Genomic DNA, 13,406 nt, shown 5'->3' on the forward strand with positions numbered 1-13,406 from the left:
GATCCACACCGCCCGACCGGACCTGACAACAACCCAGCAGCAACGCCAAACGTCGAGCACCGATGATTGGCGACAGTCGAATAGGACTGGCTACCGGTCTTCAACGATCTGCAACGCGTATTCGGTTCTGTCGCGGTACGCACGTTGAGCATGTATGGACGACCTCCCACTCCCGTTCGGGCCCGATCTGACTGCGCGCCGGCACGTCTGCGAGCGCTGCGGCGAGACCTACATCGCGGCCAGATCCGACCAACGCTTCTGCTCAGATCGCTGCCGTCTCCGCCACTGGCGAAGCCGCCGACGGGTGTTGTCGGCAGACGCGATTGAGGCTGAACACGTGACCGTGTTGCTCGCGGAAGTCGGCCGATTGCAGCATCAGGTCGCCGAACTTCAGCGTGCCAATGCAGGCCTCCGCGAAGCCCTGAGGCACGCGCAAACGCGTCTGATATCGGCTCGAAGCCTGTACCGCGCGTGGGATCAACCGTAGACGTACGGCTCGCGTTCGGGGTTCGATGCTTGACGCAGGCGGAGGTGGGGCGGTGCCGCGTTTGCCTATCTGGTCCGCGGGAGATGCACCGGTTCGGTTGGCGCTGAGAGGTGTCAGCACCAACCGAACCGGCTCAGATCCTCGACCGCGATCCGTGAGGAGATCCGGCGGTGAGGTTCTGTTGGAGGGCGGAACGGGCGCGGAGTGCAGGGGCCATTGAGGAGGAGAGCCCGTCTCAGCACACCCGCCCCGCCTGCTTGGGAATCTCCGACAGCAGGACTTCGACATGGCTGGCGAGGAGGTGCTGGCGGATGGCGATCGGATTTCCAACCGACGCGAGATGATGAAGGTTCGGCAGGATTAGTACGCCCTCGTCGACCTCCATCACGGCGGCGAGCGCCTTGTGCAGTTCGTCTGGCGCGGTCTCCAGCTCGTCGATGAAGAGCGCGATGAGTACACAGCCGTTCGCTCCCGCGCAGTCGACAATCGCTTGCCGACGTGCCGCGATCTCGGGGTCGCTCATCAGGAAGTGCTTCTTGAAGTACCCGAAAGCGACTCGCATCTGCCTCTAACCCCGTCCGATCTGGCTGTTGCTCGGTACGGATAAGCGTCGAGCAAACCGCACAGCACGCACCATGGACTGCCGCTGACGCAGCACTGAACTTGCGCTGAACCTGCGCGGCGAGGTTCGAGTGGAGACGCAGCTCAACCCTCTCGTCTCGATCGCGAGCTTTCCCATGGGTTCGATTCCTTCTCCCGGTGTTGCGAACGGATTAGTTGATACTAGTCAAGTTTGGCTACTTGGCCAGCGTGCACGAGAAGGAGCGTCTAGTCAAGTTTGGTTAGAAGCGCATCTTGAGGTGATCGGGGACCGTTCGCCACGAACCCGGATCATCGGCCATGGTGTAGGCGCCCTCAGACAGTCACTTGCTCAGGACTGCAGTTCGGTGCGTGCCTGTCCCGCCCACAGTTCGGCCTGATCGCGGACGTGCTCGGGGCGTCCCGGTTGGGGTGCTCCCGCCACTTGGCCTGCTCTACGAGCTCCGCTTGCGCGCCCGCCAGGGTGGTGTCAACTCCCACCAACACTAGGGTGCCCTCCTGGTCCGTGTCGGCGGCAGCTGAATACTGACCAGTGCACGGCAACTGAAAATTGACCAGCTTCCCGAGACCCTGGGCTTGTAGCGAGCCGGGGAGGGAGCCAGGTGTTGAGCGTGGAGGACTGGGCCGAGATCCGGCGGTTGCGTCGGTCGGAGGGTGTGTCGATCTCGGAGATCGCGCGGGTGTTGGCGATCTCGAGGAACACGGTGAAGGCGGCATTGGCCAGCGATGAGCCGCCGCGGTATCGCCGCAGGGCGGCGGGTTCGGTGGTGGATGGGTTCGAGCCGCGGGTTCGGGAGTTGCTGCGGGCGTATCCGACGATGCCGGCGACGGTGATCGGCGAGCGGATCGGGTGGCCGTACTCGATCCGGACGTTGAGTGGCCGGGTGGCCGAGCTGCGGCCGGTGTATCTGCCGCCGGACCCCGCGAGCCGAACCAGTTATGCCGCCGGTGAGATCGCGCAGTGCGATTTCTGGTTCCCCGACATCGAGCTGCCGGTCGGGTTCGGTCAGACCCGCACCGCGAAGCAGCTGCCGGTGCTGACGATGGTGACCGGTTATGCCCGGTGGGACTCAGCGGTGCTGATCCCGAGCCGTCACGCCGAGGATCTGTTCTCCGGGTGGTGGCAGCTGCTCGAGGCGTTGGGCGCGGTTCCGCGGGTGCTGGTCTGGGACGGTGAGGGCGCGATCGGCAGGTGGCGCGGCCGGCGCAGCGAACTGACTGTGGAGTGTCAGGGGTTCCGCGGCACGCTGGCGGCCAAGGTGGTGGTCTGCCGGCCCGCCGATCCGGAGGCCAAGGGGCTGGTGGAGCGGCTGCACGACTACCTGGAGCGCTCGTTCCTGCCCGGCCGGACCTTCACCGGTCCCGGTGACTTCAACGCCCAACTCCAAGGTTTCTTGGTCCGGGCGAACACCCGCCAGCACCGTGCATTGGGCTGCCGGCCGGCGGATCGGATCGCGGCTGACCGAGCCGCGATGCTCGCGCTGCCGCCAGTGCCGCCCACAGTTGGGTGGCGGTCGTCGACCCGGCTCGCGCGCGATCACTATGTCCGCCTCGACGGCAACGACTACTCCGTCCACCCCGGCGTGATCGGCCGCCGGATCGACATCCACGCCGACCTGGACAGGGTGCGGGTGTTCTGCGACGGGCGCCAGGTCGCCGACCATGAACGGATCTGGGCCAAGCACCAGACCATCTCGGCTCCCGATCATCTCACCGCGGCGCGGGCGTTGCGCCGCGACCGGTTGGAGATCCTCAGACCCGCCCCGCCAACCCGCGAGCCCGAGGTCGAACAACGGGCACTGACCGACTACGACACCGCGCTCGGTCTCACCGATGGCGGGGTGGCGTGATGGCCACCCGATCGGCGACGAGCCCGAGACAGCGTGATCTGACCGCCGAGATCGCCTTCCTGACCCGAGCGTTGAAGGCACCCACCCTGCGCGAATCGGCGGCCCGGCTGGCCGATCGGGCCCGGACCGAGTCCTGGTCCCACGAGGAGTTCCTGGTCGCCTGCCTGCAACGCGAGGTCGCCGCACGGGAGTCCCACGGCGGCGAGGGCCGGATCCGCGCCGCCAGATTCCCCGCCCGCAAGAGCATCGAGGAGTTCGACTTCGACCACGCCCGCGGACTCAAACGCGACACCATCGCCCACCTGGCCACCCTGGACTTCATCACCGCCAAGGACAACGTCGTGTTTCTCGGCCCACCCGGCACCGGCAAGACCCACCTCGCCACCGGGCTCGCGATCCGCGCCTGCCAAGCCGGCCACCGCGTCCAGTTCGCCACCGCCTCTCAATGGGTCGCAAGGCTCGCCGACGCCCACACCACCGGCACCCTCCAAACCGAACTCGTCCGGCTCGGCCGCTACCCACTCCTGGTCGTCGACGAAGTCGGCTACATCCCGTTCGAACCCGAGGCCGCGAATCTGTTCTTCCAACTCGTCTCATCCCGCTACGAACGCGCCTCGCTGATCGTCACCAGCAACAAACCCTTCGGCCGCTGGGGCGAGGTCTTCGGCGACGACGTGGTCGCCGCCGCGATGATCGACCGACTCGTCCACCACGCAGAAGTCATCGCCCTCAAAGGCGACAGTTACCGCCTCAAAGACCGCAACCTCGGCCGCATCCCAACCACCGCGACCGACGAACCATGAACCAGAAGGTGGTCAGATTTCAATTGCCGCCAACTGGTCAGATTTCAACTGCCGTTGACAGTCCGGGTGGTGTTGTCGGCACTGACCTACAAACGGTGCTGGTGGAGACCTCCAAAGCCACGACTGCGACTTCGTGATCGCACCAGGGTCCTAGGCCTTCTCTGCTGTCACGCATTCTCCACGCACAGTCGTGCGAGCCGGCGAGCGCGGGTGTCGCCCACCGCGGAGGAAGTTCGTAGGTCGTCTGCCGCGCACGTCGTCCAGGTTTTGTCGATCCACGGAAGTCGTCCGATCCCACACGTTGATCTGCCGCACATCGACGACGACGGAGGTGCGGTGCGGTGGCATATGTGAAGGATCTGTGGACACGGGCGGTCAAGCAGGCGGATGGGACGACGGCCCGAGTGCGGAATGAGCGGTGGGGGAAGGGGAAGCGGTGGTTGGCGGGGTGGGTGGATCCGGAGGGGCGGGAGCGGACTAAGGCGTTCGGGACCAAGGGACCAGCTGAGCGGCATGCGAATGCGATGGAGACAGATCGGGAGCGTGGGGAGTACATCGATCCGGAGGCTGGGAAGGTTCGGTTTGGGGAGGTTGCGGAGCGGTGGTTGGCATCCCGGGTGGTGGATCCGGCTTCGGTGATCAGGTATGAGTCGTCGCTCCGGTTGCATGTGGATCCGGTGTTTGGGCGGCGGCAACTGCGGACGATCAAGCCGTCCGAGATCGCCGCTTGGGTTGCCGATCTGGATGCGCGATTCGGGCCGTCGACTGCACGTACGGCGTACCTCGTGCTGCATGGAACGCTCGAGATCGCGGTCGATGACGAGGCGATCAAGAAGAATCCCGCCAAGGGTCGGGCCGTCAAGGTGCCGGCGGAGAAGAGCGGAAGGACGGTCGCCTGGAGCGATGATGTGGTGCTCCGGATCGTCGAGGGACACGCACCGGAGTACCGGCCGATCGCAGCGGTAGGAGCGGCATGCGGACTACGGCAGGGTGAGTTGTTTGGGCTGGCCGAGGAGGACGTCGACTTCGAGGAGATGGTCATTCACGTTCGGCGGCAGGTGAAGAAGCTCGGGAGAGAGTTCGTGTTTGCGCTGCCGAAGAACGACACCGAGCGGACGGTGCCGATGTCTGACGGGACGGCGCTGATTCTCAAGGAGCACATCGATGCGCGCGAGCCACGCCCGTACAGCTTGCCTTGGGAGAAGACGGACGGAAAGCCGCGGACCGTCAAGCTCATGTTCAGGTGGACGGACGACAAGCACATTCGGGCGCGGACATACGACGAGCTGGTCTGGAAGCCGGCGTTGTTCTACGCGGGTGTGATCGCGGAGCCGAAGACGGATCGGCGGGGGCGGCGGCAGTACGTGTCGAGCCGGGAAAACGGGATGCACGCGCTGCGGCACTACTTCGCGAGCATCACCCTTGCGGATGGGGTCAACATCAAGGAGCTGGCCGAGTACCTAGGCCATAGCAACCCGGGGTTCACGCTGAGGCTGTACACCCACATGCTGCCGTCGTCGCACGAGCGTGCGAGGAAGGCGGTCGACTCCAGACTTGCCCGTCTCTTCTCTCTGAAATCCCACGGAGCAGTCACGGAGCAGGCCGTCGTACGCTCCCCCACCGCTTCTTGGGAGCCGGACGACGGCCTGTACGCTCACCAACCTCAAGTCAGCCTGTGACCTGCGGAAACGTCTACCGGATTCGCATGCCGGAGATGGCTCGGGCGATGACCAACCGCTGGATTTCGGAGGTGCCTTCGAAGATGGTGTAGATCTTGGCGTCTCGGTGTAGGCGTTCTACGGGGTATTCGCGGGTGTAGCCGTTGCCGCCGAGGATTTGGATGGCTTCTTCGGTTACCTTCACGGCTACTTCGCCGGCCTTCAGCTTCGCCATGGAGCCTTCGCCGTGGCGGTAGTCGGGGGTTTCGCCTCGCATGAGGGCGGCTGACATGTTGGCGGCTCGCCATACCAACAGTCTTGCGGCGTCGATTTCGAGGGCCATGTCGGCGAGTTTGAAGGCGATGCCCTGGTTGTCGATGATGGGGCGGCCGAATTGTTCGCGGGTTTTGGCGTAGTCGAGGGCTACCTCGTACGCCGCGCGCGCGATGCCTACTGCTTGGGCGCCGACGATGTGGCGGGTCATCTCGAAGGTGGCCATGGAGGCGTTGCGGCCGGTCGATTGAGTGGCAGAGCGGGCGCGGGCCAGGCGTTCGTCGAGTTTTTCCTTGCCGCCTAGGACGTTGGCGGCGGGGATGCGGACGTTGTCGAAGAAGACGTCGGCGGTGTGGGAGGCGCGGAGGCCGTGTTTGCGGAGCTTCGTGCCCTGTTCGAGGCCGCGGACTTCGGACTTGGGTACGACGAAGGCGGCCTGGCCCTTGGTGCCGAGTGAGGGGTCTACGGTGGCGACGACGACGTGGATGTCGGCGATGCCGCCGTTGGTGGCCCAGGCCTTCTGGCCGTTGATGACCCACTCGTTCGAAACAGCATCAAAAACAGCCCGGGTGCGGATCGCGGACACGTCCGAACCCGCGCCGGGCTCGGAGGAGCAGAACGCGGCGACGCGTACGTCGTCCACGGTGCCGTAGCAGCGGCCCATCCACTGGCTCCACTGTTCCGGGGTGCCGTTGGAGAAGATCGCGGACGAGGCCAGGCCGGTGCCCTTCAGGGACATCGCGATGCCGGCGTCGCCCCAGAACAGCTCCTCGTGGACCAGCGGCATCAGCAGGCCGGTCGGGTCGACGAACAGGTTGATGTTCATGTCGAGGCCGTAGATGCCGACCTTGGCCGCTTCCTGGATGATCGGCCAGGGGGTCTGCTCGCGCTCGTCCCATTCGGCCGCGGCGGGGCGGATGACGTCGGCGGCGAAGGTGTGCGCCCAGTCCCGGATCTCGCGCTGGTCGTCGTTGATCGCCAGCGAGAAGGTGCTCCAGTCCGGCTTCGAGCGCTCGGCGCCGAGTTCGCCGGCCAGCGACATCACGTCTGCGGACACAACAGGGTCGCTCATCAGGTCCTCACAAATGCGGGTATGTTACCGACGAGTGTAACTGTCGTTTGCACCAAGGGGTACCACTGTGGCTAAGATCGATTCATGAGCTCCGCGCTGCTCGCGATCGGACGCCGCCGTACCACGGCGGAGCGTCGGCGCGACCGCGAGCGGGACATCATCCGCGCCACCCGCGAGATCTTCGACGAGCGCGGCACGATCGACGCCCAGATCGACGATATCGCCAAGCGGGTCGGGATCAACAAGGCCCTCATCTACCGGCACTTCGCCGGCAAGGAAGAGCTGTTCGCGCTCACCCTGGTCGACTACCTGACCGAGCTGGACGGGCGCCTCCAAGAAGCCGACGGTCCGCGCCGCCAACCGCTCAACCGGCTGCGAAGCCTCAGCGAGACGTTCGTCGACTTCTGTCTGCAGTACCCGGCATTCACCGACTGTGCGATGAGCCTGCTCCGACGGACCGGCGACGAGCTGTTCGGTGAGATCACCGAGCCGGTGATGGTCAAACTCGGTACGGCGATGGCCGCGCCGCTGGACCGGATCGCCACCATCCTGAAGGCCGGCCAGCGCACCGGGGTCTTCGACGAGGTCGACACCGCGTACCTCGCGAACCACCTGTACACGCAGACACTAGGATCGTTGCACATGGCAAGGGTCGGGCTGATCGTGTCGGGCAGCGGCCCGGGTCACCCGGTGGTGCATCATGCCGATGTCGGCACCGTCCGGTCGACCGCCATCACGGCGACACTCGCCACTGCCGTCGGGCAGAAGGCGCTGACAACCAAGCTGCCCACCAGACAGACCACCAAACAGACCACCAAACAGACCCGCTCCGCGAGAGCCAGAGCAGGAGACATATCGTGACCGAACCGCGCAAGGTGGCTGTGGTCGCCGGCAACCGGATTCCGTTTGCCCGGCAGGACAAGACCTATCGGCACTCCTCGAACTCCGACATGCTCACGGCCGCCCTGAACGGTCTCGTCGACCGCACCGGACTCGGTGGTCAGGAGGTGGGCGAGGTGGTCGCCGGTGCCGTGCTCAAGCACGCCCGCGACTGGAACATGGTGCGCGAGGTGGTCCTCGGGTCGAAGCTCGCCCCGACCACACCGGCGTACGACATCCAGCAGGCCTGCGGCACCGGTCTCGAGGCGGCCATCCTGGTCGGCAACAAGATCGCTCTCGGCCAGATCGACGCGGGGATCGCGGGCGGTGTCGACACCGCGTCCGACGCGCCCTTGAGCGTCAACGACCATCTGCGCAACGTGCTGCTCGATCTCAACCGCGCCAAGACGTACCCGGACCGCTTGAAGGTCCTCGCCCGCGTCCGCCCGAAGGACGTCGTACCGGAGATCCCGCGCAACGCCGAGCCGCGGACCGGCAAGTCGATGGGTGATCACGCGGCGCTGACCGCGCTCGAGTGGGGCATCACCCGAGAGGCGCAGGACGAGCTCGCGTACAACTCGCACATGAACCTCGCGAAGTCGTACGACCGTGGGTTCCAGAACGACCTGATCACGCCGTACCTGGGCCTCGAGAAGGACCAGAACCTGCGCCCCGACACGACGCTCGAGAAGCTCGCGAAGCTCCGGACGGTGTACGGCAAGGGCGAGACCGCGACGATGACGGCCGGTAACTCGACCCCGCTGACCGACGGCGCGTCGGCCGTGCTGCTCAGCACCGACGAGTGGGCCGAGCAGCACGGTCTGCGACCGCTCGCGTACCTGACCCACTCGCAGACCGCCGCGGTCGATTACGTCAAGGGCGCGGAGGGGCTCCTCATGGCTCCTGCCTACGCAGTGCCCAGAATGCTGCAGAGGGCCGGGCTAAGCCTCCAGGACTTCGACTACTACGAGATCCACGAGGCGTTCGCGTCGCAGGTGCTGTCCACCTTGAAGGCGTGGGAGGATCCGATCTTCTGCAAGGAGCGGCTCGGCCTGGACGCGCCGCTCGGGGAGATCGATCGAGGCAAGCTGAACGTGAACGGCAGCTCGCTCGCCGCGGGTCACCCGTTCGCGGCGACCGGCGGGCGGATCGTCGCCGCGCTGGCCAAGCAACTGGACGAGAACGGTGGCGGGCGGGGGCTGATCTCGATCTGCGCCGCGGGCGGCCAGGGTGTCGTCGCCATCCTCGAGAAGTAGGAGCTGAGATGACGGATCGCTACCAGACCTTCACCACGACGCCGCTCGGCAAGACGCTGGTGAAGAACCTGGGTCTGCCCGACCCGACGCCGCTGCCCCGCTGGACCGAGGGCTCGCCGGTGATCGACGGGCCGGTCGTCTTCGGCGCGATCGGCGAGACCGACGCCGGCAAGGCGGTGCAGGCGCTGCTGCGCGATATCGGCGCCTCGTTCAGTACGGCGGCCGAAGGCGTCGCGTCGAGCACGATCCGGCCGAAGGCGATCGTCTTCGACGCGACCGGCGCCCTCTCGACCGCGGACCTGACCAGCCTGCAGCGCTTCTTCTCCCCCGTTGTCCGCCAGCTCGCTCCGGCGGGCCGCGTGATCGTCGTCGGCCGTACGCCGGAACTCGCGAGCTCCCCCGAGCAGCAGGTCGCCCAGCGCGCGCTCGAAGGCTTCACGCGCAGCCTCGGCAAGGAGGTGAAGCGCGGCGCCACGGTCAACCTCGTGTACGTCGCCCCGGACGCGCACGAGCAACTCGACTCGACGCTCCGCTTCTTCCTGTCCCCCAAGTCGGCGTACGTCGACGGCCAGGTCGCCCGGATCGGCACCGGCCCGCTCGTCAGCAACGACCCGGCCCGGCCGCTCGCCGGCCGCACAGCCCTCGTCACCGGCGCGGCTCGAGGGATCGGCGCGAGCATCGCCGACACACTGGCCCGCGACGGCGCCACGATCATCGGCGTCGACGTACCGCAGAACGCGGACCCGCTGCGCAAGGTGATCTCCAAGATCGGCGGCACCGAGCTCCTCCTCGACGTCACCGCGGTCGACGCGGCGCAGCGGATCGCGGCGCACGCGCAGGAGCAGCACGGCGGGCTCGACATCGTCGTCCACAACGCCGGGATCACCCGTGACCGGCGGCTCGTCAACATGCGCACCGACGCGTGGGACGCCGTACTCGACGTGAATCTGCGCGCGCCGGAGCGGATCACCAAGCACCTGGTCGATTCCGGGGCGCTGCGGGACGGCGGCTCGATCATCGGGGTGTCGTCGATGGCCGGGATCGCGGGCAACAACGGCCAGACGAACTACGCGACCTCGAAGGCCGGCGTGATCGGTCTCGTGCAGGCGCTGGCGCCCGCGCTGGCCGAGCGGCAGATCCGGATCAACGCGGTCGCGCCCGGGTTCATCGAGACCGAGATGACCGCGAAGATCCCGTTCACGATCCGGGAGGTCGGGCGGCGGATCAACTCGCTGCAGCAGGGCGGTCTGCCGATCGACGTGGCCGAGACGATCGCCTGGTTCGCGGATCCGGCGTCGGCCGGAGTGACCGGCAACGTGGTGCGGGTCTGCGGCCAGAGCATGCTGGGCGCCTGAGATGCCGACCCGGCGGTACGACGACTCCCCCGGCCTCGGCGCGCTGTACGCGCGGACCGTCAAAGCCACTCTGCGGCGCGCCGACTACGAGCCGGACGAGGACGGCCTGACCCTCGAGCTCCCCCGGTCCGCGATCGACCAGGACCACCTCCAGGCCTACCGAGAAGTCACCGGGTTCGCGGCGGGTCCCGCGCTGCCGCCGACGTACCCGCATGTCCTGGCGTTCCCGCTGCACCTGGACCTGATGTCCGATCCCTCGTTCCCGTACAAGCCGATGGGGATCGTGCACCTGTCCAACACGATCACGCAGAAGCAGCCGATCCCGCTGCACGCCGAACCGGCGATCCGCGTGCACAGTACGGCGGAACGCCCGCATCCGAAGGGCACCGTCTTCGACGTGATCAGCGAGGTCTTCGTCGATCACGAGCTGGTATGGAGCGATCTCACCACGCTGCTCAGCCGTACGGCCGGGACGGAAGGCGCGCACGCCGACCTGCTGATCGACCCGGTGCTGAGCCCGAGCGCGTGGTGGGACCTGCGGGGCAACCTCGGCCGCCGGTACGCCGCGGCGTCCGGCGACCGGAACCCGATCCACCTGTTCAAGCTGACCGCTCAGGCGTTCGGGTTCCCGCGCCAGATCGCGCACGGGATGTGGGCCAAGGCTGCCGCGCTGGCGTCGATCCAGCGGGCCGGCGTGTTGCCGGACGCGTTCACGGTCCGCGTGGACTTCCGTAAGCCGTTGCTGCTCCCGTCCCGGGTCGGGTTCGGGTACCAGCAGACCGGCAAGACGGTCGACTTCGCGCTGTACGACGAGTCGCACGACGTGACCCACCTGATCGGGCAACTCCAGGCGAACTGAACCGCCAGCCCATCACAATCGCGCTCCTCGGTCGGCCTCCACGCTCACAGCTCGCCACCGTCGTCAATTGCGAGGGCCTGGGGATCCGCGTCGCGCCGGATCCGGTCCAGCACGTCACCTATCGGAGCAGCGTCCCAGCGCCGGCCGTCGCGTTCGCGGACCGCTACCTGGCGTGCCGCGGCCTCGCGCGCACCGATGACCGCGGCGTACGGCGCCAGCCGGTTCTCGCGGATCCGGGCGCCGAGGCTGCCCTCGTCCGCGTGCGCGATCTCCACGCGAAGCCCGCGATCCGAGGCCCGTCGCGCGACCTCCGCGGCCAGCTTCTCCTCGTCGTCGGAGATCGGCAGTACGACGACCTGGACCGGAGCCAGCCACGCGGGGAACGCGCCGCCGTGCACCTCGATCAGCTGAGCCACCGCTCGCTCGATGCTCCCGACGATCGCCCGGTGCACCATCACCGGACGGTGTTTGTTGCCGTCGGCACCGATGTACTCGAGCCCGAACCGCTCCGGCTGGTGGAAGTCGATCTGGACGGTCGACAGGCTGAACTCACGACCCGCCGAATCCTCCATCTGGATGTCGATCTTCGGCCCGTAGAACGCCGCGTCGCCCGGCGCGTCCTCGTACTCGACACCCGCGTTCTTCAGCACCTCGCGGAGCAGGTCGGCAGCCTGCGCCCAGCTCGCCGCGTCCCCGACGTACTTGCTGGCAGGGCTGTTGAACTCCGCGTCAACGGACGGGAGCGCGAGCACGTAGCGGGACGCTGCGATGCCCATGTCGGCGTACGCCTGCTTGATCAGTCGCAGCGCCTCGGCTGCCTCGGACGCGACCTGGTCGAGGCGGCAGAAGATGTGGGCGTCGTTGAGTTGCATCGCGCGGACCCGGCTCAGGCCGCCGATCGCTCCGGAGAGTTCGGCGCGGTACTGCCCGCCGAGCTCGGAGAAGCGGAGCGGGAGTTCGCGGTAGCTGTGGGAGCGCGACCGGAACATCAGCGCGTGGTGCGGGCAGATGCTCGGGCGCAGGACCAGTTCCTCACCGCCCATCTCCATCGGCGGGTACATGTCCTCGTGGTACTTCGCCCAGTGGCCCGAGATCTCGTACAGCTCGCGCTTGCCGAGGACCGGTGAGTAGACCTGCTGGTAGCCGGCTCTTCGTTCGACCTCGGCGATGTAGCTCTCGAGCGCACGGCGTACCGCGGCGCCCGCGGGCAACCAGTAGGGCAGTCCCGCGCCGATCAGCGGGTCGGAGTCGAACAGGCCGAGTTCGCGGCCGAGTTTGCGGTGGTCGTACATGGTGGTCTCCTCGTTCAGGGTGGGGCGAGGAACCACGGGAACGACGAAGCCCCGGGGCACTCGCCCCGGGGCTTCGGTCGACAGTCAGGTGTCAGCGCGCCGGGACATACTCCGGCGTCGTCGTGACTACAGCGCGCTGCAACATGTCATTCACGATAGCAGGTCAAGCCGGTTCATTGAGGTCGAGGCCGACGGGGCGGATCAGGCCCTCCTGGGCGACTGAGGCGATGAGTTGGCCGGATTCTGTGTAGAGGCGGCCGGTGGCGAAGCCTCGGGCGCCGGAGGCTGAGGGGGACGACTGGTCGTAGAGGAGCCATTCGTCGGCGCGGAACGGGCGGTGGAACCAGAGGGCGTGGTCGAGGGAGGCGGGCTGGATGCGGCGGTCGCCGATGACGATGCCGTGCGGGAGCAAGCTTGCCCCGAGCAACGTCAGGTCGCTGGCGTAGGCGAGGACGCAGGCGTGCAGGGCCGGGTCGTCGGGAAGTTTGCCGGCGGCACGGATCCAGAACTGCCGGCCGGTGACACCGGCCAGGCGTACGTCGAGCGAGGCCCACTCGCGGTCCCAGTCGGCGGCCGGGCGGCCGGACCGTGCCTCCAGGACGGTTGCGAGTCGCGGCGCCTCCTCCGGCGGTACGACGTCGTCCGGCATCGGATCCTGGTGGTCGAGGCCGGGCTCGGGGCGCTGGAAGGACGCGGACATGTAGAAGATCGGCTTCCCGTTCTGCGACGCCACCACCCGGCGGCTGCTGAACGATCCGCCGTCGCGGGTCGGCTCCGCCCGGTACACGATCGGTACGGACGTGTCGCCCGCGCGCAGGAAGTATCCGTGCAGCGAGTGCACGAGGCGTTCGGCGTCGACGGTCCGCCCGGCCGCCGCGAGCGCCTGGCCGAGCACCTGTCCCCCGAACACCCGTTGCATCGACGTCTGCGGCTGACGACCGCGGAACAGGTCGACGTCGATCTTCTCCAGGTCGAGCAACTCGACCAGGTCCTCCAGCGACTCAGGCATGCCTCATCCTGAC

General features: G+C 67.3%; 11 protein-coding genes. 7 read left to right on the plus strand and 4 right to left on the minus strand.

Features of this window, described 5'->3' with window-relative positions; genetic code table 11:
• Positions 1 to 722: 722 nt before the first annotated feature.
• Entirely contained in the window at positions 723 to 1,049 is a 327-nt protein-coding gene (locus tag E0H92_RS13425; RefSeq protein ID WP_131496521.1) for a hypothetical protein, read from the minus strand.
• A gap of 640 nt (positions 1,050 to 1,689) precedes the next feature.
• On the opposite strand from E0H92_RS13425, the gene istA reads away from it, so the two are divergent.
• The 3 genes from istA to E0H92_RS13440 all read left to right on the plus strand — a co-directional run bounded on the left by istA (position 1,690) and on the right by E0H92_RS13440 (position 5,419).
• Positions 1,690 to 2,937, plus strand: a complete 1,248-nt coding sequence (gene istA, locus E0H92_RS13430; RefSeq protein ID WP_131496522.1) for an IS21 family transposase — start codon at positions 1,690 to 1,692, stop codon at positions 2,935 to 2,937.
• On the plus strand, positions 2,937 to 3,740 hold the full coding sequence (istB, locus tag E0H92_RS13435) for an IS21-like element helper ATPase IstB (RefSeq protein ID WP_131496523.1): 804 nt from the start codon (positions 2,937 to 2,939) through the stop codon (positions 3,738 to 3,740). The genes istA and istB overlap by 1 nt, the downstream gene beginning before the upstream one ends.
• A gap of 524 nt (positions 3,741 to 4,264) precedes the next feature.
• The gene (locus tag E0H92_RS13440) at positions 4,265 to 5,419 is read left to right on the plus strand and encodes a tyrosine-type recombinase/integrase (RefSeq protein ID WP_131496524.1); all 1,155 of its coding nucleotides are present in this window, start codon (positions 4,265 to 4,267) and stop codon (positions 5,417 to 5,419) included.
• Between the two features lie 13 nt (positions 5,420 to 5,432).
• Here the strand turns inward: E0H92_RS13440 and E0H92_RS13445 are convergent, their stop codons facing one another.
• Positions 5,433 to 6,743 carry an acyl-CoA dehydrogenase family protein gene (locus tag E0H92_RS13445; protein ID WP_238152674.1) on the minus strand — a complete coding sequence of 437 codons (1,311 nt, stop codon included), beginning with the start codon at positions 6,741 to 6,743 and terminating at the stop codon, positions 5,433 to 5,435.
• An 84-nt stretch (positions 6,744 to 6,827) separates the two neighbouring features.
• On the opposite strand from E0H92_RS13445, the gene E0H92_RS13450 reads away from it, so the two are divergent.
• Genes E0H92_RS13450 through E0H92_RS13465 form a run of 4 tightly spaced genes read left to right on the plus strand, consistent with a single transcriptional unit; the run spans position 6,828 to position 11,092 of the window.
• A complete protein-coding gene (locus tag E0H92_RS13450; RefSeq protein ID WP_131496525.1) occupies positions 6,828 to 7,604 on the plus strand; it encodes a TetR/AcrR family transcriptional regulator in 777 nt (258 codons plus the stop codon).
• Positions 7,601 to 8,878 carry an acetyl-CoA C-acetyltransferase gene (locus tag E0H92_RS13455; protein WP_131496526.1) on the plus strand — a complete coding sequence of 426 codons (1,278 nt, stop codon included), beginning with the start codon at positions 7,601 to 7,603 and terminating at the stop codon, positions 8,876 to 8,878. Before E0H92_RS13450 ends, E0H92_RS13455 begins: the two co-directional genes overlap by 4 nt.
• An 8-nt stretch (positions 8,879 to 8,886) precedes the next feature.
• Positions 8,887 to 10,233, plus strand: coding sequence for a 3-oxoacyl-ACP reductase (locus E0H92_RS13460; protein WP_131461865.1), 1,347 nt, complete (start codon positions 8,887 to 8,889; stop codon positions 10,231 to 10,233).
• 1 nt (position 10,234) lies between these two features.
• On the plus strand, positions 10,235 to 11,092 hold the full coding sequence (locus E0H92_RS13465; protein ID WP_131461866.1) for a MaoC family dehydratase: 858 nt from the start codon (positions 10,235 to 10,237) through the stop codon (positions 11,090 to 11,092).
• 44 nt (positions 11,093 to 11,136) lie between these two features.
• On the opposite strand, the gene thrS is transcribed toward E0H92_RS13465, so the two are convergent.
• On the minus strand, positions 11,137 to 12,444 hold the full coding sequence (gene thrS / locus E0H92_RS13470; protein WP_337590444.1) for a threonine--tRNA ligase: 1,308 nt from the start codon (positions 12,442 to 12,444) through the stop codon (positions 11,137 to 11,139).
• Between the two features lie 103 nt (positions 12,445 to 12,547).
• Complete coding sequence (locus E0H92_RS13475) at positions 12,548 to 13,393, minus strand: acyl-CoA thioesterase (RefSeq protein WP_131496527.1); 846 nt, start codon at positions 13,391 to 13,393, stop codon at positions 12,548 to 12,550.
• Positions 13,394 to 13,406 lie beyond the last annotated feature (13 nt).

The sequence above is a fragment of the Kribbella speibonae genome (assembly GCF_004331375.1).
Classification (GTDB): domain Bacteria; phylum Actinomycetota; class Actinomycetes; order Propionibacteriales; family Kribbellaceae; genus Kribbella; species Kribbella sindirgiensis.